22 protein-coding genes are annotated in these 23,835 nt (G+C 39.9%); 11 read left to right on the top strand and 11 right to left on the bottom strand.

Translation table 11 applies throughout. The features are described 5' to 3' along the window. Nucleotides 1-217 precede the first annotated feature (217 nt). From IPP86_15500 to IPP86_15470, 7 genes are all read left to right on the top strand, one after another. Nucleotides 218-742: a sigma-70 family RNA polymerase sigma factor gene (locus IPP86_15500; protein MBL0139909.1), complete on the top strand. Its 525-nt coding sequence runs from the start codon at nucleotides 218-220 to the stop codon at nucleotides 740-742. Between the two features lies 1 nt (nucleotide 743). Next, on the top strand, nucleotides 744-1,703 hold the full coding sequence (locus tag IPP86_15495) for a hypothetical protein (protein MBL0139908.1): 960 nt from the start codon (nucleotides 744-746) through the stop codon (nucleotides 1,701-1,703). Beyond that, on the top strand, nucleotides 1,703-2,491 hold the full coding sequence (locus IPP86_15490; GenBank protein MBL0139907.1) for a diaminopimelate epimerase: 789 nt from the start codon (nucleotides 1,703-1,705) through the stop codon (nucleotides 2,489-2,491). Before IPP86_15495 ends, IPP86_15490 begins: the two co-directional genes overlap by 1 nt. Before the next feature lie 125 nt (nucleotides 2,492-2,616). Beyond that, entirely contained in the window at nucleotides 2,617-3,168 is a 552-nt protein-coding gene (locus IPP86_15485; protein MBL0139906.1) for a GNAT family N-acetyltransferase, read from the top strand. Nucleotides 3,169-3,179: 11 nt separating this feature from the next. After that, complete coding sequence (locus IPP86_15480) at nucleotides 3,180-5,270, top strand: pilus assembly protein TadD (GenBank protein ID MBL0139905.1); 2,091 nt, start codon at nucleotides 3,180-3,182, stop codon at nucleotides 5,268-5,270. Between the two features lie 126 nt (nucleotides 5,271-5,396). Next, nucleotides 5,397-6,092: a response regulator transcription factor gene (locus tag IPP86_15475; protein ID MBL0139904.1), complete on the top strand. Its 696-nt coding sequence runs from the start codon at nucleotides 5,397-5,399 to the stop codon at nucleotides 6,090-6,092. A 55-nt stretch (nucleotides 6,093-6,147) separates the two neighbouring features. Next, nucleotides 6,148-7,197 carry a sensor histidine kinase gene (locus IPP86_15470; GenBank protein ID MBL0139903.1) on the top strand — a complete coding sequence of 350 codons (1,050 nt, stop codon included), beginning with the start codon at nucleotides 6,148-6,150 and terminating at the stop codon, nucleotides 7,195-7,197. Here IPP86_15470 and IPP86_15465 read toward each other — a convergent pair. From IPP86_15465 to mscL, 11 genes are all read right to left on the bottom strand, one after another. Beyond that, nucleotides 7,194-7,649, bottom strand: coding sequence for a GNAT family N-acetyltransferase (locus IPP86_15465; protein ID MBL0139902.1), 456 nt, complete (start codon nucleotides 7,647-7,649; stop codon nucleotides 7,194-7,196). The genes IPP86_15470 and IPP86_15465 overlap by 4 nt on opposite strands. A gap of 89 nt (nucleotides 7,650-7,738) precedes the next feature. Then, a complete protein-coding gene (locus IPP86_15460; protein ID MBL0139901.1) occupies nucleotides 7,739-9,160 on the bottom strand; it encodes a hypothetical protein in 1,422 nt (473 codons plus the stop codon). A 14-nt stretch (nucleotides 9,161-9,174) separates the two neighbouring features. After that, nucleotides 9,175-9,774, bottom strand: coding sequence for a redoxin domain-containing protein (locus IPP86_15455; protein ID MBL0139900.1), 600 nt, complete (start codon nucleotides 9,772-9,774; stop codon nucleotides 9,175-9,177). After that, complete coding sequence (locus IPP86_15450; GenBank protein ID MBL0139899.1) at nucleotides 9,771-11,159, bottom strand: GIY-YIG nuclease family protein; 1,389 nt, start codon at nucleotides 11,157-11,159, stop codon at nucleotides 9,771-9,773. Before IPP86_15450 ends, IPP86_15455 begins: the two co-directional genes overlap by 4 nt. Nucleotides 11,160-11,263: 104 nt before the next feature. Continuing rightward, nucleotides 11,264-12,622, bottom strand: a complete 1,359-nt coding sequence (locus IPP86_15445; GenBank protein MBL0139898.1) for a hypothetical protein — start codon at nucleotides 12,620-12,622, stop codon at nucleotides 11,264-11,266. Nucleotides 12,623-12,695: 73 nt separating this feature from the next. Continuing rightward, nucleotides 12,696-14,144 carry a hypothetical protein gene (locus IPP86_15440; GenBank protein ID MBL0139897.1) on the bottom strand — a complete coding sequence of 483 codons (1,449 nt, stop codon included), beginning with the start codon at nucleotides 14,142-14,144 and terminating at the stop codon, nucleotides 12,696-12,698. A gap of 136 nt (nucleotides 14,145-14,280) precedes the next feature. Continuing rightward, nucleotides 14,281-14,550 carry a hypothetical protein gene (locus IPP86_15435; GenBank protein MBL0139896.1) on the bottom strand — a complete coding sequence of 90 codons (270 nt, stop codon included), beginning with the start codon at nucleotides 14,548-14,550 and terminating at the stop codon, nucleotides 14,281-14,283. Between the two features lie 183 nt (nucleotides 14,551-14,733). Then, entirely contained in the window at nucleotides 14,734-15,276 is a 543-nt protein-coding gene (locus IPP86_15430) for a carbonic anhydrase (GenBank protein MBL0139895.1), read from the bottom strand. Nucleotides 15,277-15,320: 44 nt separating this feature from the next. Further along, nucleotides 15,321-15,710 (bottom strand): fluoride efflux transporter CrcB, encoded by a 390-nt coding sequence (crcB, locus tag IPP86_15425; protein ID MBL0139894.1) that lies wholly within the window; start codon nucleotides 15,708-15,710, stop codon nucleotides 15,321-15,323. Between the two features lie 81 nt (nucleotides 15,711-15,791). Then, nucleotides 15,792-16,733: a DUF3078 domain-containing protein gene (locus IPP86_15420; GenBank protein MBL0139893.1), complete on the bottom strand. Its 942-nt coding sequence runs from the start codon at nucleotides 16,731-16,733 to the stop codon at nucleotides 15,792-15,794. Between the two features lie 54 nt (nucleotides 16,734-16,787). Next, on the bottom strand, nucleotides 16,788-17,201 hold the full coding sequence (mscL, locus tag IPP86_15415; GenBank protein ID MBL0139892.1) for a large-conductance mechanosensitive channel protein MscL: 414 nt from the start codon (nucleotides 17,199-17,201) through the stop codon (nucleotides 16,788-16,790). A 283-nt stretch (nucleotides 17,202-17,484) separates the two neighbouring features. On the opposite strand from mscL, the gene IPP86_15410 reads away from it, so the two are divergent. The 4 genes from IPP86_15410 (at nucleotide 17,485) to IPP86_15395 (ending at nucleotide 23,757) form a co-directional block, all read left to right on the top strand. Then, nucleotides 17,485-19,410, top strand: a complete 1,926-nt coding sequence (locus tag IPP86_15410; GenBank protein MBL0139891.1) for an ATP-binding cassette domain-containing protein — start codon at nucleotides 17,485-17,487, stop codon at nucleotides 19,408-19,410. Nucleotides 19,411-19,764: 354 nt separating this feature from the next. Continuing rightward, nucleotides 19,765-20,151: a Co2+/Mg2+ efflux protein ApaG gene (apaG, locus tag IPP86_15405; protein ID MBL0139890.1), complete on the top strand. Its 387-nt coding sequence runs from the start codon at nucleotides 19,765-19,767 to the stop codon at nucleotides 20,149-20,151. A 305-nt stretch (nucleotides 20,152-20,456) separates the two neighbouring features. Further along, on the top strand, nucleotides 20,457-22,157 hold the full coding sequence (locus tag IPP86_15400; protein ID MBL0139889.1) for a DUF1800 domain-containing protein: 1,701 nt from the start codon (nucleotides 20,457-20,459) through the stop codon (nucleotides 22,155-22,157). Nucleotides 22,158-22,167: 10 nt separating this feature from the next. Further along, nucleotides 22,168-23,757, top strand: coding sequence for a DUF1501 domain-containing protein (locus IPP86_15395; protein ID MBL0139888.1), 1,590 nt, complete (start codon nucleotides 22,168-22,170; stop codon nucleotides 23,755-23,757). Nucleotides 23,758-23,835: the final 78 nt, after the last annotated feature.

The following is a 23,835-nucleotide window of genomic DNA, read 5'->3' as shown; positions in this document are numbered from 1 at the left end:
ATTTCTTACCTTTTCTATGAAGCAGAAATGAAAGACCGGGTTAAGAACCGTTAAACTAATATTAACGTGGGTTAAGGAAACTGCCATTTTTCCATTTCCGATATCAATCCTGTCAGTGATACTTACACTTTGTCACTGTTGATTTCGCCTTGAAAACCTGACGCAGTCTGCCTTCCCCGTCCATGAAAATAACTTACCTTTGCTATCATTTCAGGCAATGGCGAAGTATTCTAACGAGGAAATCATCTCTGCAATCATCAACGGACAGGAAGACGTTTTGTTTTACCTGAACCGAAAATACTTTGAAACCGCCCGTCGCTGGTTGCGGCGAAAAGGCATTCAGGATTCAAAAACACCTGAAATATTCTCAGCTATTCTTGTACGTGTTTATCGTGAAATCCAGCAAAGCAGGATTTCTGCAAATATGCCTTTTGAACCGTATCTTTTTAATGCATTGAAAGAGCAATTGCGTGAAGAGAAAATTCTCAGGAAAGAAAATAAATTATTGCTCAACCCAGTGTATACTGACAACCAGAAAGAAATTGTTTCCGACTGCGTCAGCATCATGGATCCGGATAGTCGTCGGCTTCTCGCTGCACGATACGCTGAAAAACTCAGTTATGAGCAAATAGCAGCGCGCTATGAATATAGCAACCCTGTTATTGCTCAGTTTGAAGTCAATAAGGCAATGACCCAACTGGAGGGAATCGCCCGTGCCCGTCTAAATATTTCCTCTAACTAACATGCAAGAAAATCAGGAGGAAAGAATATTAATTGAACGTTATCTTGACGGTTCGCTCAGTGGATTGGAATTGCAACAATTCATGGACAGGCTTGAAGCGGATGATGATTTCCGTCGTAAGGTGAGTTTTCAAAACCTGCTTCAGGAAGGTATTCTGAAGGCTGATGATGATCGTATCAAGCAAGCCCTTGTTTCCGCCACCGGTTATAAAAAATCAAAAGTCCCTTTTGGTTTAAAACTGATCGCGACATTTTTACTCGTCACACTCCTTGGTATCATATTGTGGGATTATGTAGGAACTAATTCCAATCATTCCCCGAAGCGTTATTTTTCTTTTTCTTTTTTTAAAAAAAAGGAAAGCGCTCCGGAAGAAATAAAATCGGATAAGCAGTCAACGAGGAAGAAAGAAGAAAAACAAGTGCTTCCGGAAGCGACAAGTTCAGAAGAAGAAATCACCACGCAACCTGACCTGGTAAACCCTGAAAAATCGACAGAACAGACACTTCAACTGGATACGGATTCAATGAGTCTTGCTTCAAAGGAACAATCTGAATTCGTAATTAAAAAGGATCAGCTTTTAATCAGTTATCAAATTGCAGCTATTGAAAAAGGGGGAACCCCTGATAAATCTGACACGCATCCTGCATCAGGTTCAAGTCTTAGTCAGTCTGCAGTTGAAAAATTAAATCCCGCTGCCGGGTTAGTTGAAAAGGAAATCCCGACCGCCAATTATGAGGTTGAATTCTGGATTTCACCGATTAATTACCGTGGCTACAAACTGATCAACAACAAATTAATTCTTTTCGGTATTGAAGAACCTGACGCAGTCAAATTGTTCAGAATCGACGGTGATCTTTTTATGCGATATGGAAATGACTACTATAGATTATGGCCCGGAACTGAATTTATGGCTTATAAAAGAGTTCGCGACATGGATCTGCCACTTACGATCAAACAATGATGAATCTGGTTTTTGAAAAATATCATGGTACAGGTAACGATTTTATCCTTATGGACGATCGTGAGAATAAATTACAACTTTCAAGAGAGCAGATTGAATTTCTCTGTCACCGCCGATTTGGAATAGGAGCGGATGGTTTGCTTTTGTTACGAACCAATGATTCTTACGATTTTGAAATGGTTTATTACAATTCCGATGGTCTGCCCGGTTCCATGTGTGGAAATGGTGGAAGATGCATCGCCGCTTACGCTTTTAAAAATGGAATTGTAAAAAGTAATATGCGATTCCTTGCAGCTGACGGTCCACATGAGGCTGAAATCATTTCATCAGATCCAATGGAAGTTCGGTTGCAAATGAGTGATGTTAGCTTCATTGAAAAAAGTCCCGACTTCTACTTTCTGGACACCGGGTCACCCCATGTGGTTAAATTCCTACAAGACATTGATAAGTTGGATGTGGTTGCTGAAGGAAGGAAAGTTCGTAACAATGATCGCTTCCGTGAAAAGGGAACCAACGTAAATTTTCTGGAAGATAAAGGAGCTGAAATTTTCGTTCGTACCTATGAGCGTGGAGTAGAGGATGAGACACTTTCCTGTGGAACCGGAGTGACTGCATCCGCATTAGCCGCAGCGATGAAGGGGATACTGAAACCAGGCTCAGAAAGTTGTAACGTCAGAACACCGGGAGGTTTGCTCCGGGTCCATTTTAACTCAACAGAAACGGGATTTAATCAGGTGTATCTCCAGGGTCCTGCACAATTTGTATTTGCCGGTACAGTGAAGTTATAAGCAATCAGGACATCTAAGTGCTCAGATTTATCAGGCCTTTGTTGTTCATAATCTCCACAGTGGTCCCACCCGCCCAATCCAATTCCTATTCGTAAATTAGTGCATTCAAATTTAACCGGAAGAATATGCAGCTTGTTGGACAATTAATTCATCTTCGTGCTCTGGAACCTACTGATCTTAACCTGCTTTATCGCTGGGAAAACGATTCAACAGTATGGAGTGTCAGTGGTACTCTGGTTCCATTTTCACGCTTTATTCTTGAAGAATTTGTTACTCAGGCACACCAGGATATTTACACAAACAAACAACTTCGTTTGATGATTGACATTCGCTATGAAGACGCGGATGGAGAACCGGCTTTTGAAACGAATTGTATCGGTTGTGTGGATTTATTTGATTTTGATCCCAAAAACAAACGCGCCGGAATCGGAATTCTCATCGCTGATCGCAATGACAGGGGAAAGGGCTACGCGACGGAAGCTTTGCGATTGATTATCGAATATGGATTTGATATGCTCGACCTGCATCAGATTTATTCAAATGTAAGAGTGGATAATGAAAGCAGTGTTGCCCTTTTCAAAAAACTTGGATTTGAAGTTAGCGGTTTGAAACAGGATTGGATTTATGATCATAGTCGATACTATGATGAATACACGATGCAATTGATCCGGAAGTAAAGATCCCCGGAATGCTTTCCAGAACCAAATTCTATTTTTTACCCTTCCGGAGTTTGTCTGGATTTAAAAGTATCCTGTACTGCTTGATCTTTTCTTTTTTAGCAGGATGCAATTTATTTCAGGATAAGTCTTCTGTAAATACACTTCAATATGCAGGTCTCCGGGATAGCGCGCGCTATGTTGGAATGAGCACTTGTCGCCAATGTCATACAACCATTTATGACTCTTACATTCAAACCGGGATGGGCCAGTCTTTTGATCTGGCAAAACATACAAAATCATCCGCGGTTTTTTCAAAACATGCAGTGATCAGGGATTCATTTAAAAATCTTTTTTATCATCCTTATTGGTCAGGTGATTCACTGATGATTGATGAATTCAGATTGCAAGGAAGGGATACCATTCACAAGAGAACCGAAAGGATAGAATACATTGTTGGATCCGGTCAACACACCAATTCCCATATGTGGAGCGTCAACGGTTATGTATATCAGATCCCTGCAACATTTTTTACCCAAAAAGGAACCTGGGATCTGCCTCCCGGTTTTGAAGGAGGCCATAATAGCAGGTTTTCCAGAAAAATTGAACTGGAATGCATGTCCTGTCACAATGCATATCCTGAAATTGTTCCCGGCTCTGAAAATAAGTATAAAGCCATCCCGGGAGGTATTGATTGTGAAAGGTGCCATGGACCAGGCAGTATTCATGTAGCCCTCAAGCAACAACGTGAGCTTATCGATACTTCCAAATACATCGACTATAGTATCGTGAATCCGGCGAAACTCCCGATTGCATTGCAATTGGATGTCTGTCAGAGGTGTCATATACAGGGAAACGCAGTTTTAAATGATAGCAAATCCTTTTATGATTTTCGGCCGGGAATGAAATTGTCGGATGTGATGAATGTTTTTATGCCTGTTTACAAAGGGGATGATGATGCGCACATCATGGCTTCTCATGCCGAACGTCTGAAAATGAGTAAGTGCTTTCAGGTTAGTTTGGAAATAGCGGAAAAAAATCAAACGACAAACGGAAATCTCAGGCCTTATAAGAACGCTCTCACTTGTGTTACCTGTCACAACCCTCATGTAAGTGTGAAGTCAACTTCAACTGATCATTTTAATCAGGTTTGTAGAAATTGTCATACAACATCATCTTCTTCTGGAAGTGTTTCCGCGAAAATAAACGAAAAGGAATGCTCAGCCAGTCCTGAGATGAAGAAGTCTAATTCAGATAACTGTGTTGCATGCCATATGCCCAAAAATGGTACAACAGATATTCCGCATGTCACGAATACAGACCACTATATCCGTAGAAAAATATCTGAAAAAAAATTAAACCAAATTCGGGAGTTTGTAAGACTCGCCTGTATTAATAATCCCGCTATTGACAGAAGAACTCTTGGAAAGGCTTATCTGAATTATTTTGAAAAATTTGTACCTAACCCCGCATTTCTGGATTCAGCAAAAAAGTACCTCGATGATTCAGGAACAGATTCTATTAAGACCAACTTTCATCAACTTATTCGCTGGGCTTTCTTAAAAGGTGATTACACAAAAGTTCTAAACTATGTATCCAGAATTGATCAGTCTTATAATTTTCTGCACCGAAAAACAATAGCGAATGAGGATGCATGGACTGCTTATCGCATTGGTGAATCTTACAGTTATACCAATGAAAAAAATCAGGCTGAAAAATTCCTCGCTTTATCAGTAGAACTTGAACCGTACAATCTTGAATTCAGAAATAAACTTGGATCTGTACAACAGGAAATCTGGAAAGTAGATGATGCAATACAAACCTATCAATTCATTTTAAAGGAGAACCCCAGGTTTGTGTCCGCATGGATCAATTATGGTTACCTGTTGTTGACAGCAAAAAATGACGTCAAATCAGCGGATGAAATGTATGCAAAAGCACTGGCTTTGGATCCGGATAACGAACAGGCATTGTTGAACATGGCCGGGACAAAATATTTCCTTGGCAAGAAAGGTGAAGCAGGGAAACTACTTGACAGGTTACTAATCATCAATCCGGCAAATGAGACAGCGAAGATTTTAAAAAATAAGCTGAATGACGGGGTTAAGAAGAAGAAAAATTAATTTCGAGGTTTTGGTTATTCTCACGTTTCTGACAAATTACCAGGAATTCAAGGCCAGCTAATCATTTCTTTACTTTTACTTAACATTGGAGCGTTGAAATAGGATTACTTTCACAAAAATTTTATAATGAGCAGTAAAGCGTACAAAATATTACTGGTGGATGATGAGCCGGATATTCTGGAATTCATGGAATATAACCTCAAAAAGGAGAAGTATTCTGTATTTACTGCAAATAACGGAAAAGAGGCATTGCAGGTAGCAAAACGTGAAAAGCCGGATCTGATTATCCTGGACATCATGATGCCCGAAATGGATGGGATTGAAACCTGCAGAGCTCTCCGTGAAATGCCGGATTTCAAGAACACTCTTATCGCATTTCTGACTGCAAGGAATGAAGATTATTCCCAGGTTGCAGGATTTGATGTCGGTGCTGACGATTACATTACGAAGCCAATTAAACCAAGGGTTCTGATCAGCCGGATCAATGCTTTGTTCCGCAGGTATAGGAATTCAGATCCCAATCACGAAGCGAACAAAAATGTATTGAGTGTAGGCGATTTGATGATAGATCGCGAACAATACCACGTGATGAAAGGTGAGGAGAAAGTTGAACTCCCGAGAAAGGAATTTGAACTTCTCGCGTTGCTTGCTTCAAAACCGGGTAAGGTCTTCACCAGAGATGAAATTCTCGAAAGGGTATGGGGAAATGAAGTCATCGTTGGTGACAGAACCATCGATGTACATATTCGTAAACTCAGGGAGAAATTAGGTGAGGACCTCATTAAAACAGTAAAGGGAATTGGATATAAATTTGATTTTTAATGGTGGATATCAGCGATTTTTTTTTCTTTGTGGCAGTTCCTGAAGAAATCATCCATTGAAAAACCCGACTCCCCGGCTTTTATCACTCTTTGCGGCAATTATTGCTGCAGGAATCGTTGTCCTTGCTGAATACGTTACAAGTATTTCTACATTCTTTCAAAAGGGCTGGTTGTCGTATGTAGCGGTTTTTATCATCACTTTCATCGCGACATTTCTCATCTTCAACTATCTTCTTGAGCATTTTATTTACAGAAAAATAAAGCTCATTTACAAGACCATCAATACTTACAAGGATTCAAAGGAGAAAACGCTGGAGAAAGTTGATCTCAATGCGGATATCATTGGAAATGTTGGGAAAGAAGTTGAAGAATGGCAAAAAAACAGAACGGATGAAATCACTGAGCTTAAAAAGACGGAAGTTTTCAGGAAAGAATTTCTGGGAAATGTATCCCATGAATTGAAGACTCCGATTTTTAGCATTCAGGGTTACTTGCACACATTATTGGAAGGAGCTATCGATGATCCGGAAGTGAATGTCAATTACCTCCAGAGAGCTGCCGCTGCGGTAGAAAGATTGTGTTTGATTGTGGATGACCTGGAAGCTATTTCCAAACTGGAAAGTGGTGAGATGGTATTGGATCAAAGAACTTTTGACGTTCGTGATTTGGTCCATGATGTATTAGATTCACTGGAATTACGAGCCAGGGAAAAGAACATCAAATTGGGTTTCAAAGAAGGAAGTGACCGGTCTTTCTTTGTATACGCTGATAAAGAAAGGATCCGGCAGGTGTTGGTAAATCTGGTTGTTAATTCCATCAAATACGGGAAAACAGGAGGGAGTACTCTTGTAGGTTTTTACGATATGGATGAACACATTCTTGTAGAAGTGACTGACAATGGAATTGGGATAGACGCTGTTCATTTACCCAGGTTGTTTGAACGCTTTTACAGAGTTGATAAAAGCAGATCAAGAGATCAGGGTGGCACAGGACTTGGATTGTCTATTGTTAAGCATATTCTGGAGGCACACAAACAAAGTATAAAGGTCAGAAGTACTTATGGCATCGGTACGACATTTACTTTTACACTTCTGAAATCTACTTAAATCGACCCACCGAAAAGATTTTTTTTCATTTTGAAATGAGGAATTACTCCAAAAAGGACATAGGAGTCAGCATATACAGTATATCCGTGTTTTTCATAAAAATGTACCGCTGGGGCACGCGCATCCAAAATAATTGAAGATAGATTATTTTCTTTTGCTTTTGTTTCGATGTAACGTAGTATTTTACTTCCAAGTCCCTGGCCTCTGTAATTTTCATGGACAGCCATAGATCTTAATTGCCCTTCAGAAGAATTCAGTAATAACAAACGACCGGCCGCTACAGTTTTTCCATTTTCATCTTTCATCATTACATGAATGGATTTATCTTCTGTTTGATCCCTTGTGCTGAATTCCGGTTGGTTCCAGGGTTTGCGAAGGACCTCATAGCGCAACTGATAATATGCAGCCATATCTTCAGTTGATTCGGGTTCAATAATGACGTAGACTGACATGTTTAAGATTTTTCTTGAACTTGATTAATTCTTATTGCCGAATTCTCCAGATTATTAATAGTATCAGAACTGTTTAAGAGTGCCGTATGTCATTCAGTTTTATTCTCAAGCGAAATTAATTCGTCACCATTCTGATAGGGCATCCACGTCACGATCAACTGAAACATTTCATCAGTAGTGCGCATACTTCCGTCTCTTTCCGAAACTAATTGCGGTGGATGAAATGGATTTAAAGGATTGTTTTCTGTGTTATCGTAAGTGCCTACTGCAACCATAGTACTCCCGGCCGGAATTTTCTGTATTTTTTTGTATGTGTAAAAATATTGCCAGCGAAAATCCCATCTTGGAATATTGATAAGCCTGATGGTATCCCCGGAAGGGGTAACTGCATAGGCAAGAAAACTCTTTCCAAGTAAATGCATGTGCGGATTAACGGTAACGATAGAAATGTCTTCCGGTACAAGGTAAGAAGTTGTGAATGTTTGTATAGTTCCAGGAGCAATCACCAGCGGAGGTTGGATTTTTGAAATTCCGGAAGTACCCAGAATGAATTCACGAAGTGGCCGTTTCGGAGGGGAAGGGCTAAAAAACACATTGAAGGTAGTCTGGTCGGATGTGTCAACCGGACTGGGCCCATAATGAATATTGTCCAAAAGCAGGATCCCGGATTTTTTCACTTTGTATCCTCCAATTCCGTTTGGATACATAGCTGTTTCAACACCCGGAAGAAAATTCGTAACCGAAGGTGTCAACATTGGATAAGTGCCGTCGTCATTTTGTAAGTCCAGTTTGCTAAAGGCTTCTTTCTTGTCCATCCATTCGGTATTGACGGAAGTTTCTCCATTGTTCAGATTTGTTTTTGCTCCTTTTTCATATTGGACAAGGTGGGCATTTATATGATGAACCAATTTTTTATTTCCCGGAATTATCTCGATGGCACGGATAAAAGTGTCCTTTCCCAGATCATATGGGATCTTCATCATGATAAATTTATCCTTGTTATCACCCGGAAGAAAATAAGGTTTGTCGATCTTTAAAACCAGATCGGGTATACCCAAAAGACTTCCGGATGAAAACACAGGAGTTTCAGGTTTTTTATCAGGATCACCCTCAGGACAATCATCTTCAACCCATTTTTTAAACAAGTCAATTTCATTTTTATTCAAAACCTTTTCATCACGAAAATGCACATATTCCGGATCTGCCGGCCAGGGTGGCATTGATTGATTACTGACTGTAAGCGCGATTGTACGTGCATGCCGTTTCGCGTCTTCATAGGTAAGCAGGTTAAATGGTGCTGCAGAGCCCGGACGATGGCACGGACTACAGTTTTTAAACATCAAAGGTGCGATGTGTTCTGAAAAATTGGGATGTTCTGCGTTATTTGATTTCTGATTAGTAGAATTACAGGAAGATAAGATCTCACCGGAGCAAAATAAAAGCAAAACCATGTAAAACCGGATACCAGCTTTGTGTTGATTTTGCCATGAAAACAATTTTGAAAAAATCATGAATGATAAATCCTTTATTCAATTATGCAACCAATGGCTTGTGTGGCCGGTTTGCTGACAGATTTTCCGACGCAGCTTTCTGAAATCGCGTTTTTCAAATCATTCGAATTTATTTTAATCCTTTTTTTTCCGACTGCATACATCCAGTCATCAATTCTTCCCCGATACAGAACTTTTCCATTGCTATCGATGAGAAAGGCTTCAGGGGCGACCTTTGCATGTAACAGAGAAGTTAATTTTTTTTCCGGATCTCTTAGTAATGGGAAGGATATCTTATATGTTTTTTTGAATTCCAGATCTTCCTGAGTCGTTCCATAATGGCCGGGAAAAACTCCATAGAATTTCACACCACAGGAGGAAAATTGCTTTGCAAGGTTATTGAGCGTTAAGGAGTAACTCTGGCATGCGGGACAATCGGCAAGTAAGATGAGTACAACAGTAAATTTATTGTTTTTCCAATCCGACAATTTAATGGTCTTATCATCCAGCGTTTCAAGTTGTGTATTGAATACTGCTTGTGCAAATGTTTTCTGAATTCCGCTGATGGAAATCAAAATGATCAGAGAAATAAAAATGTATTTGCTATTCACGTGACGAAGCAGGAGTTTTATCAATAGGGTAGAATTAGATTTTTTGGAATTCTGTCAATGTGTGATTTCAGGATTCTGTGAATATCCCTGTTGTCTTGCTTGAATTGTATCAGATCCCTGATCTGATCCGGATCCGTAGATATAAATTCGGGTTCGAAATATCCATAGCCCTGGTATTTACCGTTTTCAATCATCACCACTGATTTTTCAGCTGTATTTCGACCCGGGCCGAGTATCATGAAATTGGAATTCGTAAATTGAAGATTCTCTAATGCCTGTTCAACTCTCAGATTGTACTTTTCAGGCTTTTCTTTTCCAATGCATGCGCCATTACATTGGTGAATACTATAATGAAAACAGGCATGCGCGATATCATACAATCCGCAAAGTTTCTGACACAGTTTATATTTCTGAACCCATTTCTCCAGCATTTCCTTTGCCTCCTCATGCGAATGAAAAGTGAATATGGGTTGTTCGCCATTTTTAACTTTGGATGCCTTCAGTGTGATGTAGCCATTTTCATCCGTCTCTAAAAAGATTCCGAAATTGAAAAAAGTATGTCTTTGAGCCCGGTTAAATAAGGGCTGTTTCTTTTTTATTTCATCGGATTCAAGCAGCAAAGCTATAAGTTCACTTCCTGTTGATTCAAAGGAAATATCGCGAATTGCATTGCGAAGTTCAATAGCTTTACGCGATTGTTTGTTACTGAAGTGGCTTAGAATTCGTTTACGAATATTATTGCTTTTTCCAATATAGATAAGGGTTCCATCCACATTGTAGAGATAATAAACTCCGGGGTGTTCCGGCAATTTATCAAGAATGGTTCTGTCAAATTCAGGAGGGAAACGTAGATTCAGGTAATCATTTTTAACCTGGTTATCCATCACATTTCGTCCGGCATCCTTTTCAAGAAGAAGCTCGAATAATTTTACTGTTGCCTGTGCATCTCCATGCGCACGGTGTCTGTTCTCGAGTACAATTCCCAATTGTTCACACAAATTTCCTAAGCTATATGAGCGATATCCCGGGATAAGCTTTCTGCTTAGTTTAACTGTACACAAATAATCTCTTGAAAAGGAATAACCAAGAGTTTTGTATTCCTGTCTTATGAAGCCGTAGTCGAACTGAGCATTGTGCGCAACTATTGTTGCTCCTTCGGTGAATTGTATGATGTCTTTTGCAACCTCATAAAATTTTGGAGCATTCTCGACCATTTCATCATATATCCCGGTCAGCCTTGAAATAAAAGGAGGAATGGAGCATTCCGGATTAATGAGTGAAGTAAATTCATCTACGACTTTCTCTCCATCATGAAGATAGATCGCTATTTCTGTGATCTTATCCTGAAAAGCATTGCCACCGGTAGTTTCCACATCCAGAATTGCGTAGAGATTTTTATCGGTGTTCATGTATACGAAGATACAAATAGATAAAGAATTTTCCTTGGATCTTGAGACAAAGCATAAAAAAAGCGTAACCAAAGGCTACGCTTTTTTTATTATGGCTGAATAAATTATTGAACAATGAATTTGTTAGACAGCACTCCGTTTCCATTTTCATCTGTGACAAGGTAATAGTAAATGCCACTTGAAAGGCCGTCACGTTTAATTTCGAATTCGGTCTCGTTGTTTAATAACATCCCATTTGAAGAATAATTTCTGATCAGACGTGATTGAGCATCATAAATTCCCAGTGTAGGATGCTGTAATGGTGTTTTAGTAATGATTCTCAGTGTTGCGTTCTCCATCATTGGGCTTGGGAAGAAAGTGAAGTCTGTAACATTTTCGGATACTTCATCTATTCCAACAGTTGTAGAACGAATTGCAATATTGGTACAAGTTACACCGTTGATACTTGTAAATGTGCCACCTGCAACGAGACGGTTAGTATAGGTGCCTAATGCATATACCTTTGCTGCTGCAGAAAACGTTGCTGAAAGAGTATCCCATGGTGTGTTATAAGCTTTTTGAGCAATGTTTGTGGCTACGCGTGTTTGTCCTGCTCCCCAGGTAGCACTCACTGTAAATTCACCACCGGTAAATAATTTGGAATATGTTGGAAGAATCGCGTAAACCTTTGATGGTTGTGTGTATTGATTGAATGGAGTGGAATAGCTGGATCCATTATAAACACACAGTCCGAAAGAAGGGGCAACTGTAAAATCACCACCGATGTACAAATACTTTGTGGTATTGGATTGATATTGGAAAGAACCCAGTGCATAAACCGGTCCACTCAAAGTACCAATACTTGTCCATGTTGAACCATTCAGTTTCATCACACTGATTGGACTAAAATAACCACCGATGTACAATGTACCCAAGTGCTCAGCCATAGCATATACAGGGCCTGTTATGATGGTATTATTGGGATTCACCCATGTGTTCGAAGCAAGCTTTGCTATTTTTGTAACTGAATTTGGCCCGGAAGCAGAGAAAGCACCTCCGGCATACAATACATCCTGGAATACAATCATACAATTCACAGTGGCATTAAATCCTTCACCAACTTCAACCCAGGTTCCGCCGGAGAGTTTAGCTACGTGGTCTGTGCTCACTGCACCGGAATGAGTGAAAACACCTCCGGCATAAAGTTCGTTGTTGAAAATAACCAGTGATTTTACTTCTTCATCGAAGCCACTTCCAACTGCCTGCCAGGAAGTACCATTCCATTTGGCAATATGATTCAGGGCTGAAGTTCCGGTACCATTAGCTGTAAATTTTCCACCGACATACAATTCATTTTGAAATTCAAGAATTGCATTCACCTGTCCATTTAATCCATTTCCAAGTGCTGACCATTGAGCGGTAGCAATTCCTGAATTGGTCAGGGCGAAAAGGAGGGTAAGAATGAGTAATTGTAATTTTTTCATAGGCTTAGAGCGATTTTGGGGGTGAAAATAGGAATTAATTGTGAATTGAACTTCCGATATAGCTGTGCAAAACCTATTTTTTATAGACAAAATTCAATGCACTGCAGGTTTTGAGATCAGATGATAATTTGACAAAACGATTGGTTTTGCCATTTGAAAATAATATTGCTGCAGTGTTTGGAGGACTTTTGCCCAGGTTATTTGCAAAAAGGACAAGGAAATTATTTGTATTTGGCTTGAAATTGAGCTTTATGGCTTTTTTTGCTTTCGTGACACCGTAATGATCCAACAGCCATTCACCATTGAAAAATAGCGACATTGTATCACCATCAATGCTGGAATTGTCGAAGACATAAATTGTTAAATCGGGATCGTTCACTTCGATTGTTTCTGACTGAATTACTTTACGGCCATTGATGATTTTCGGAATGTTCGTTTCTGTCATGACCACATTTGGCACCGGCACAGTTGGTGGATGGGGAGGTGTTGAATCATGAGGTACCGGTGAAGGTTCAATTTTAACGATCGGTTTTGGAGTTTCATTGAGAATCTCAGGAGCATTGTTCTTCCACACAATGATAGTACCATCCATACTACCTGTATAAAGGGTATGTTCATCGCTTCCAAATTCAGAGCAGGTCACAACTCCCTGATGCCCGAATAATTCCTGTTCAATTTTGCGATCAAAAGGTTTCCAGAGTCTTGCCCAATTTCCAATATTACCACTCACCATGAAAGAACCTTCTTCTGTGAAATTCATGGCTGATGGGAAGCCTGCTTTAAACCAAAAAGATGGAGTGGTTAGCAGTTGTCCGAATTTATAGGTCCAGAATGAAATCGTTCCGTCTTTGCTCCAGCTCACCAATAAAGAATCTCGCAGCAGACACAATCTGTCGATGGCTGAAGTACCGGCAGTAAATTCCTGTCGAATCATATCAGTCCGTGTATTCATTACTTTCAGAAGATTTCCTGTAGCGTAAATCAATGAACTTCTGTCTTTGGTAATCACAGCAGCGTAGATAGTATCCGCTTCTTCCATAATTTTATCTACTTTCTGTGTCAGGTCGGAACGGGTTTTATACAACCTGCCATTGCCGTTGAAATATATAAATCCATCAGCAATGGAAAAAAGTACAAAGCGCATTCCTGAGTAATCCGGTGAATAAATACTTTGTATGATTTGATCTTTTGCGAAATCAAAAATTTTTATTTCACCATCGATGGTGGAAGAGATAAGTAGTTTGCCGTTTGAATTGAAAGCAAGGGTATTTATGCCTGCATTGTGTGCTTTGATCTTTTTGAGAAGTAATCCAGTTGAGAGAGCACGGAAGTAAAGATTTCCTTTTACGTCACCGGCAATGAGTTGGGTCCGACCATCATCAACTGTCATACTACAAATACCTGCTTCAGCATCCGTGAGCCGGCTGACCTGTTTGAACAGCTGGCCAAAAATGCTTGAGCAACTGCCATGCATGATGACCAGAGTAAATATAAAGAAATGGAGTGTTCTTGGATGATTCATTCGCTGACGAAGTACACTGTAAATTTAGGTATTCGACATGCGTATAAATTGGGAGAAAATCAATTTTATTCAATGACACTGTTAATACAAAAAAAGGCCATCCGAAGGGAAGGCCTTTTTGAAGATCAAAGGTTGATTATTTCTTGTCACCCTGAGTTACCGCTTTGGCATCGTGATGCATTGCTTTTGCATCCTTGTGTGTTTCTTTCGCGGTGGTTTTTACTGCAGCTTTGTCGTTCGCTTTTACATTATGCTTCATTTCTTTTGCGTCTGACTTCACCGCTTTCGCGTCTTTTTTAACTTCAGTTTTCATGTCGGCTTTTGGAGTAGTTGCCGGTGCCGGAGTTTGTGCGATCATCGCTACAGAATAACATACTGCAAATGCAGCTACAATTACTTTTTTCATGGTTTATTTTTTTGGGGTTAAAATTGAATTAATACTGCAATGTTACTTTGGTTGATGTGATGAAAAGATGAATGATGATTTGATGAAGAGAATTGATTTTAACTTTTGTTAATACAATAAAATCAATTACACCAAATGGGGATAATCATTGAATCATTAAATAACATTCATAGCAGTATAATTCTAATCTTCCCTTACAAGATAAAGTTTGTTGTCATCCACGTTGTAGATCATGGGCGCAACCAGAATTTTTGGATAACGAAGACGCATGCGCTTGGCTTCGCTTGCAACGAAATCAACTTCATTCCCTATTTCATGCATGGGTTCAAAATGATAGAAGTGATCTTCTGCTTCTTCTTTTGGCCACCCGGCATTTTCCACAAGGCCGTCAATAAACATTTTTCTTCTCGCCATCAGGTTTACCATTCCGCAATTGTTGTGACCAATCAGGGCAATAGCTTTTACACCACCGACAGCGATGGCATAAGAAACCCGAAACTCACTATAGCGGAGATTTGCTCCTCCGGATCGGATAATGTAAGCGAAGTTTTCCGGGATGTGCAGGTGTTTACGATTATCCATACACATTCCTATCAGCAGCTGGGCTGAACTGTAATTGTCATAAGGTTTGTCGAGGTTGTGGTATTCAAGCAACAAACTGATAGGTGAGTTCCTGAATTGCGGGAGGATGTCTTCCGAAGAACCGATTTTTAGTATTCTTTCCATAGGTATTGCCTTATCAGGTTATTTGTTGTAAAATAATAGTTCAATCAATTAGCAAAGGAATGGAATGTTTTCATCAGGGCAAAACCTGAGTAAGCGAAAATGATTCCGCCGACATTACTAACAAGAATATTTAACATAGCATAAACCGGCATTGAATTTCGAAACAAATTGATTGTTTCAAGTGAGTAGGCGGAAAAAGTGGTGAACCCGCCAAGTAATCCTACGAACAAAAATAGTCTCAGATTCGGTTGAAAGGGTGTTGCATCATTCCAACCTGCCAACAATCCGATGATCAGAGAACCAGCAAGATTTATTGCAACAGTTCCCCATGGAAATGCCGGATTTTTCAGGCTTTGATACAAAGTGGTACTTATGTAATATCGGAGGATTGTTCCAATAGCGCCACCTGTTGCCAATACAAAATAATTGAGCATTGCTTATAGGGTTAGAGTGCTGTAAAAATAGAAAAACCCGAGCTCATCGCACGGGTTTTTAAAAATTCAATGATGAAAGTGTTAGAACTTAAATCCTACGCCAACACCGATTACTTCTTTAAATTGAGTTCTTGCAATAGTATTTGCATCGTAAATCAATTGTGTAAGTACAGATGCTGTCATGAATTTGTTGACTTTCATTAACAGACCGGTTTCCCAATTCACATCAATATTTTTTGCATTGTCTTTGTCCTTGTCGGTGTAATTGTTGAACAATTCAAGTTTAGATGCGAGCGTAACATTGGTGAAAATGTCTTTTTTGAATTTGAAATTGATATAGGCCCCGAATTCATTTCTGGTTTTTTTTCCGGATGTTATCACTGTGCCATTCGCGTCAAAGGTGGCTGGGTCAACACCATAAGCGCCAAGATCAGCAAGGTCCTGATCATTCACCACAGTGATTTTTCCAGTTGCCGGAGAGAAGAACATTTCAAAATATTCGACAGGTTTGTAATTCACACCGAGTGCAATTGTCAGATAGCCAGGTGCCATAAAGTGAGAAACAACAACAGAATCATTCGGATAGCTGTATCCATCTGCAAACTGACTTTTGAAATTGAACAGTGCGCTGTAAAACCATTTGCTATCGCCAATCCGGTAACCAAATTTTGAAGTAAGATCAATCTGGTCATCACTTTTTCTAAGTGGAGCGCTTCCGGTTTGTAACATGGCATAAGCAAGAGTAAGGCTATTGTCCCATTGGGTTTTACCTTTTGCATAATTGGCAAACACAGTAGCGTTAGCACCAATTGCAATAGAATTTTCCCCTCCCTGTGCCCAGTTATTCAGACTGACCTGGCTAAAATTGATTCCCAAAAAGCCTCCGGTCTTCCAGGAAGTATCCGCTTTCGCACCGGTCAATGTATCACCGGAAATTCCGGCAATCTTATCGACATTTGCAGGTTGCGCAAAGGCGGAGAACGTAGTAAAAAGGGGGAGAAGCAGAGTAATAATTCTTTTCATTTTTCTGGTTTTGGTCGTTAATGGATTAATTGATTAATATATAGGTCTTGAATTTTATTTTTTGAGAAGATCCCTGATTTCTCTAAGTAATAATTCTTCTTTAGTCGGAGCCGGTGGTGCTGAAGGCGCTGCTTCCTCTTTGGCCCTCATCCTGTTCACTGCTTTGACTACCATGAAGATGGCAAATGCAACAATCATGAACTCTAATAAAATCTGAAGAAAGCTGCCGATGTTTAATGTTACTGCGGGAATTTGTTTTCCGGCGGCATCCAATGCAGCATCTTTTATTTTGATTTTAATATCCGTGAAATTTACACCACTGATGAGCATTCCAATCGGTGGCATAATGATATCGTTCACAACAGAGTTTACGATTTTTCCAAATGCCCCTCCAATTACAACACCTACTGCCAGGTCAACAACATTTCCCTTGTTGATGAAATCTTTAAATTCTGAAGTGAGTCCCATGATTTTTGTTAATTTTTGACAAAGATAGCTAATTTTTAGTGATAAATTCAGATAAATACATCCTGATAAGCGGGTATAATTTTGTTTTTTTTATTTCAGGATTCCGGAGATATTGAATTCCTGATCATAGAGAATCAGTGAATTATGTGGAATACCGTTTCAACTTTTCATAGTAAAAAATGAGCTGAACTTTATTTTGAGCCTCTCATTCTATTAGATCAGGAATTCGCATTTGTGTGCGTTAAAATGCGGCAAAGCGGTAAAAAATTCCGACTTTCGCGCCGTGTTATCATTAAACAATATAAGTTTCGAATTTGGTGGCCGGTATTTGTACCGCGACGCTACCTGGCAGATTAATCCGGGTGAGAAAATAGGCCTGGTTGGCCTCAATGGAACCGGTAAATCCACCCTCCTGAGGATTATTAACGGTGAGTATCAACTTGAAAAAGGGGAAGTTTCCAAATTGAGGAATATGACTCTTGGTTTCCTCAACCAGGATTTGCTCAGTTATTCCAGTAGTGATACAATTCTGGAAGTGGCTATGCAGGCTTTTGGAGAACCTTTACGTCTTGAAAAGGAAATCCATGCTTTGCTTGAGAGAATGGAACATGATCATTCCGAGGCTATTCTACATGAACTTCATGACAAGCAGGTTGCCTACGAAGCGGCTGACGGATATAATATTCAACACAAAGCGGAAGCCTTGCTGGAAGGTCTGGGTTTTTCTACCGATGATCTCAATCGTTCGCTAAATCAGTTTTCCGGTGGCTGGCGTATGCGGGTGATGTTGGCTAAAATGATGTTGCAACAACCTGATTTACTTCTGTTGGATGAACCTACCAACCACCTTGATTTGCCTTCCATTCAGTGGGTTGAAAAATATCTTCAGGATTACCGTGGAGCAGTTGTGGTGGTGTCTCACGACAGATATTTTCTTGATAAGGTGGTTACAAAAACTGCTGAAATCGCGAATCAAAAAATCACCTTGTACAACGGAAATTATTCCTTTTATCTTGAAGAAAAACAAGGCAGAGAAGAGTTGCAGCGATCCCAATTCAAAAACCAGCAACAGTATATAAAAGAGCAGGAAAAGTTGATCGACCGTTTTCGTGCTAAAGCTTCCAAAGCTAAAATGGCTCAATCGAGAATGAAAATGCTCGATAAGATGGATAAGATAGAAGATGTAGAAAGCGGAACTCCCGATATTAATATCCGTTTTGTAATCGACCGGCAACCGGGAAAGGTCATTTCTCATTTGCAAATAAAAAAGAAAGCGTACGGTGACCTTAAGATTCTTGAAAACACAGAGATCAAAATCAACCGTGGAGATAAAATCGCGCTCATTGGCGCCAATGGTCGGGGTAAATCCACCCTGCTGAGAATGATCAATGGGAGTGAGCCCTATGAAGGAAAATCAGAAAATGTTCATCAGGTTGTTACTGCTTTTTACGCCCAGCACCAACTGGAAGCATTGAATCTGAACAACGATCTCATTACTGAACTGGCGGAATTCGCTCCCGATAAAAAGGATGTTGAACTTCGAACCGTATTGGGTGCATTTCTTTTTACAGGAGATGATGTATTCAAAAAAATTAAAGTGCTTTCCGGAGGAGAAAAATCAAGGGTTGCTTTAGCAAAAACGATGTTGAGCAAAGCGAATTTCCTGATTCTTGACGAACCTACGAATCACCTCGATATGCAATCTGTCGCCATTCTGATCAATGTGCTGCAGGAGTATGAAGGAAGTTTTATCATCGTTTCTCACGATCGTTATTTTCTTTCCCAGGTAGCGAATAAAATATGGTGGATTGAGGACCTGCAAGTCAAGGAATATCCCGGTGACTACGAAGAATATGAATATTCCAGAAGTCAGCAGAAAGCGGCTGATCAGGCAGTTCAGAAAGCCGCGGTAGCAAAGGCAAAAGCGAAAAAGGCGGAAGCAGTTGATCAAAAACAAAAGGATCCTTCGGAAGAAGAAAAAAAGAAAAAGAAAAAACTGAGCAACAGGGTTCAGCAACTCGAAGATGAGTTGAGTAAATTGAAGAAGGAAAGAGAGGCTTTGGAGAAACATTTATCAAAACCGGAAGTATACGGTGATCCAAAGACATTCCAGGAGAATCTCCAAAAATTCAATGAATTGGAAGAGAAGATGAAGCTCGTCAATTCAGAATGGGAGAAATCTTTCGAAGAATTGTCTGCGATGGAATAATTTCTACCTTGCCAGTCCATGGTGCTCACCGGTCGCCCTTCAGATAGCTTAATAGCTCAAAATTCTCATAAAAAGAGAGTTTTGAGGAACACACGATGGGCAGCCTTTTTGGAGCTTCTCATTTTTTTCATCGTACTGGTTTTTGTTTGTACCCGCTTTATTTGATTGGGAATCGATTTTAGAGGCTTATTTCGCACTAAAAAACCTGTTTTTCTGAATTTTTTGAAGGCTTAAGCACCACTTAACCCCTGATTCCATACGTTCGCCTTCTGATCGATTTGTTTCGTCAAAATATTTTTTGATTTACTGACTGCTTTAATACATTTGGTATATAAAAAGCAGAAAGACTTAACAATGATCACACAAGTAACCTCCGGAGTCAAAGTAAGCGTAGAGACCTTCTATCGTCCCGATCAAAGCAACCCTGTGATGGGCCAACATGTTTTTGCTTATCGAATCACCATTACCAACAACAGTGATTATTCGGTACAATTAAAAAGACGACATTGGTTTATCATTGATTCATCCGCTACCAATCGTGAAGTAGAAGGAGAAGGAGTTATCGGTGAATCTCCGATCATTGGAACAGGGGAAAGCTACCAGTATGTGTCGGGCTGTAACCTGGATTCGGAAGTAGGTAAAATGTATGGTACCTACCTCATGGAACGATTGATTGATAAAAAGCAATTCTATGTTAGGATTCCTGAATTTCAACTGATCGTTCCCTACAAACTGAACTAACTTCAACAATTCATAAATGAAAGCCCCTGTCTGCCATAGTACAGGGGCTTTTTCTTTTATATAATGCAAGTCTGTGATTTTTTTCTTTATCGGAATGAATGATCTTGAATATTTTCAAAATGATCTACGCGCCTGAATTACATGATTGTTTATAAATTTCTGACAGTAATTACAATTTTCATGAATGTTCCAGTATTCTTTATGCACTTTCATCCTTTAAAAATTTAATAAAGCGGGGTTTATCCACATGATTAAACCCTGAGTAGAATTCCTTGTCAGAGTGTTTTTATTCCAAAATTCCTCCTATGGATCGTCGCCAGTTTTTATCCCTGGAAATGCCACCTGCAAAACTTAAGCAGGATTTCAGCCATGTTGAAAGAACCCAATCAGGACTCAATCCCTATTCAGGACCCTGGACGAATGCAGAAACAAGGCATTTGTTAAAGAGAACTATGTTTGGTGCAACCCGTGCGGACGTCAATTATTTTCTCAATCAGGGAATGCAAAATTCCGTTTCGGAATTACTTGAATTGATCAATCATCCTGTATACACTGCTCCGGCACCACCTGTAAACAATTATAGCAACCTCATCACAGATCCGAATTGCAGCGCGGGTCAGCCCTGGCCGGGTACAGCCGACACAAGCAATACAAGTGTATATACGTACAGCTCGAGAAAAAGGAGTATGAAATCCTGGTGGGTTTCTCAAATGCTCAATCAACCAAGAAGTATCCGCGAGAAAATGGTGCTTTTCTGGAGTAATCATTTTGTGATTGAATTCGATTCCGTTACTGTATCCACTTATGTCTATAAATACAATGAATTACTCAGAGAATACGCTTTGGGGAATTTCAAAGAATTTGTAAAGCAGATTACGATTAACAGCGCGATGCTGAAATATCTGAATGGTGAAAAAAATACAGCGACAGCTCCTAATGAAAATTATGGGAGAGAATTGCAGGAACTTTTTACCATTGGTAAAGATGCCAACGGAAACCCTTTTTACACCGAGGATGATGTCAAAGCCGCGGCCAGAGTACTGACCGGATGGAGAAATGATTTGGTTAGCGGTACAACATCTGCAAATGGTTTCAATTCCTATTTTGATCCCAGCCGCCACGATATTATTGACAAACAATTCTCGTCTTTTTATAATAATACTGTTATCACCGGACAATCCGGTGCCGGTGCGATATCTGAATTGGATGACTTGTTAGATATGATTTTCTCAAAAGATGAATTATCATTATTCATTTGCAGAAAACTCTATCGATATTTTATCTATTATGAAATTGATGCAAGTACTGAACAAAATGTGATTGTTCCACTGGCAGCAATATTCCGGTCGAACAACTTTGAAATTGTTCCTGTACTGCAGGCTTTGTTCAGTAGTGAACATTTTTTTGATGTATTGAATCAGGGTTGTCTCATAAAAAATCCACTGGATTTTTCCGTTGGATTTTGCAGGGAGTTTGGAGTAGTTTTCCCGGATGCTTCCAATCTTTCCGGGCAATATGGTTGTTGGGATAAAGTCAGAACTTCAAGTTCAGCGATGCAACAGGATCTCGGTGATCCTCCGAATGTCGCAGGTTGGGCTTCCTATTATCAGGAACCCTCTTATCATGAGATGTGGATAAATTCTGACAGCCTTCCAAAACGAAATCAATTTTCTGATCGTATGGCATCCAATGGATACACAAGCTATGGTGGCAGTATATCAATGGATGTTGTGGGCTATACAGAAACTCTGACAAATCCTTCGGATCCTCTGACGCTCATTGAGGAAGTTCTTGCATTGCACTATTGCATAGATGTTTCTCAGAATGTCAGGAATTACTTGTTGTCAATACTGCTGTCAGGACAAGCCACAAATGCTTATTGGACGAATGCCTGGGATGATTATATTGGTGATCCTACAAATACTGGTTATTACAATATTGTTAAATCAAGACTGCAACAATTTTATACCTATCTGATGGATCTTTCAGAATATCAACTAAGCTAATCCGGCAGTGATGAAAAGAAGAAAATTTATACAAAGAGCAATTCCCGCTGCATTCCTTCCCGGATTGTTGAACGGGTTTTCTTTCAAAGCCTATGCCGGTTCGCCTTTGATGCAGGCATTGACTGCTTCTACCATGACGGATCATGTATTAGTCCTGATTCAATTGAATGGAGGGAATGATGGAATAAATACTTTAATTCCTCTGGATCAATATTCCAATTTGTCAAATGCGAGACCGAATATCCTTATTCCGGATACTCAGGTTCTGCCTTTGAGTGGGTACAGCGGAACCGGATTGCATCCTTCCATGAATGGAATGCGAAACCTGTTTGATAATGGAAAACTATCGATCATTCAGGGGGTAGGATATCCGTCACCTAATTTTTCTCACTTCCGGGCAACCGATATCTGGTTAACAGGTTCCGATGCAAATCAGGTTTTATCTTCAGGATGGGCAGGGAGGTATTTGAATTATGAGTATCCAAATTTTCCTGTCGGATATCCGAATGCTACTATGCCTGATCCGCTGGCCATTCAGGTAGGTTCTACAGTTTCTCTTGCGCTACAGGGGCCCGGAGGCAGTTTGGGTATGGCTATATCTGATCCAACATCATTTTACAATTTGATTTCCGGCATTCAGGATCCGGCACCCAACACACCTGCTGGTCATGAGCTGACTTACATTCGCAGTGTAGCCCAATTGTCTCAACAATATTCCAGCGTGATAATGACCGCTGCCGGTAATATTACCCAGCAATCCTCTTCCTATCCGACTGCAGGCACCAATTCCCTTGCCGATCAGCTGAAGATTGTTGCCCGACTCATTGCAGGTGGATTGAAAACAAAAATTTACATGGTGAACCTGCTTGGCTTTGATACGCATTCTTCACAGGTTGATTCAGGAAATCCGCTGACAGGTACACATGCTGATTTATTGGATAAATTGTCGACAGCGATTTCAGCCTTCATGGATGATTTGTCATTTTTAAATGTAGAAGACAGGGTAGTGGGCATGACATTCTCAGAATTCGGCAGAAGGATTAAATCCAATTCAAGTGATGGAACAGATCATGGAGCAGCTGCACCGATGTTTGTTTTTGGAAAAGCAGCGCAGGGTGGAATTATTGGATCGAATCCTGTCATTCCTTCTTCCATCAGTGTGAATGATAATGTAGCCATGCAGTACGATTATCGTTCAGTTTATGCGTCTCTCTTGCAGGACTGGTTATGCGTACCTCCGGCTGATCTGAATTCAATACTCCTTAACAATTACCAGGTGTTGCCAATTGTTCAGCAATCAGCTTGTTCAGGAATTGGAGTGCATGAATTGAACCAATCAGCAGGTGAAAATTTAATTTCCAACTATCCGAATCCATTTACAGACAGTACCTATATTTCCTTTAAAACAGGAGGGGGACATACACTCATTCAGATATTTGACGGTGAAGGTCATCTGATTAATACACCGGTGGATAGCGAATATGCGGCAGGTGAATATAAAATCTGGTTTGAGAATGAAAATTATGCTCCGGGAATTTATTACGCAAGGCTGCAGAACGGATCTGTTCAACAGGTCCGAAATATGTTAATAGCGCAGTAGCGGCATTAATCAATGTATTCTGTATTGTAAATTATACAAGAATAATACGTACGTAATCCTGATCTGTAAGGATTGCTT

The sequence above is a fragment of the Bacteroidota bacterium genome (assembly GCA_016720935.1).
Classification (GTDB): Bacteria; Bacteroidota; Bacteroidia; order AKYH767-A; family 2013-40CM-41-45; genus JADKJP01.
The sequence above is the reverse complement of the archived record's forward strand: the minus strand, read 5'-3'. Positions and strand labels throughout refer to the sequence as shown.

Excerpts from the sequence above, each read along its gene's own strand:
- IPP86_15445 (MBL0139898.1), bottom strand. The coding sequence starts at position 12,622 with ATGAAAAAATTACAATTACTCATTCTTACCCTCCTTTTCGCCCTGACC.
- mscL (MBL0139892.1), bottom strand. The coding sequence starts at position 17,201 with ATGGGACTCACTTCAGAATTTAAAGATTTCATCAACAAGGGAAATGTT.
- IPP86_15490 (MBL0139907.1), top strand. The coding sequence starts at position 1,703 with ATGAATCTGGTTTTTGAAAAATATCATGGTACAGGTAACGATTTTATC.
- IPP86_15420 (MBL0139893.1), bottom strand. The coding sequence starts at position 16,733 with ATGAAAAGAATTATTACTCTGCTTCTCCCCCTTTTTACTACGTTCTCC.
- IPP86_15430 (MBL0139895.1), bottom strand. The coding sequence starts at position 15,276 with ATGGAAAGAATACTAAAAATCGGTTCTTCGGAAGACATCCTCCCGCAA.
- IPP86_15435 (MBL0139896.1), bottom strand. The coding sequence starts at position 14,550 with ATGAAAAAAGTAATTGTAGCTGCATTTGCAGTATGTTATTCTGTAGCG.
- IPP86_15460 (MBL0139901.1), bottom strand. The coding sequence starts at position 9,160 with ATGATTTTTTCAAAATTGTTTTCATGGCAAAATCAACACAAAGCTGGT.
- IPP86_15475 (MBL0139904.1), top strand. The coding sequence starts at position 5,397 with ATGAGCAGTAAAGCGTACAAAATATTACTGGTGGATGATGAGCCGGAT.
- apaG (MBL0139890.1), top strand. The coding sequence starts at position 19,765 with ATGATCACACAAGTAACCTCCGGAGTCAAAGTAAGCGTAGAGACCTTC.
- IPP86_15495 (MBL0139908.1), top strand. The coding sequence starts at position 744 with ATGCAAGAAAATCAGGAGGAAAGAATATTAATTGAACGTTATCTTGAC.
- IPP86_15450 (MBL0139899.1), bottom strand. The coding sequence starts at position 11,159 with ATGAACACCGATAAAAATCTCTACGCAATTCTGGATGTGGAAACTACC.
- crcB (MBL0139894.1), bottom strand. The coding sequence starts at position 15,710 with ATGCTCAATTATTTTGTATTGGCAACAGGTGGCGCTATTGGAACAATC.
- IPP86_15485 (MBL0139906.1), top strand. The coding sequence starts at position 2,617 with ATGCAGCTTGTTGGACAATTAATTCATCTTCGTGCTCTGGAACCTACT.
- IPP86_15400 (MBL0139889.1), top strand. The coding sequence starts at position 20,457 with ATGGATCGTCGCCAGTTTTTATCCCTGGAAATGCCACCTGCAAAACTT.
- IPP86_15480 (MBL0139905.1), top strand. The coding sequence starts at position 3,180 with ATGCTTTCCAGAACCAAATTCTATTTTTTACCCTTCCGGAGTTTGTCT.
- IPP86_15465 (MBL0139902.1), bottom strand. The coding sequence starts at position 7,649 with ATGTCAGTCTACGTCATTATTGAACCCGAATCAACTGAAGATATGGCT.
- IPP86_15395 (MBL0139888.1), top strand. The coding sequence starts at position 22,168 with ATGAAAAGAAGAAAATTTATACAAAGAGCAATTCCCGCTGCATTCCTT.
- IPP86_15500 (MBL0139909.1), top strand. The coding sequence starts at position 218 with ATGGCGAAGTATTCTAACGAGGAAATCATCTCTGCAATCATCAACGGA.
- IPP86_15440 (MBL0139897.1), bottom strand. The coding sequence starts at position 14,144 with ATGAATCATCCAAGAACACTCCATTTCTTTATATTTACTCTGGTCATC.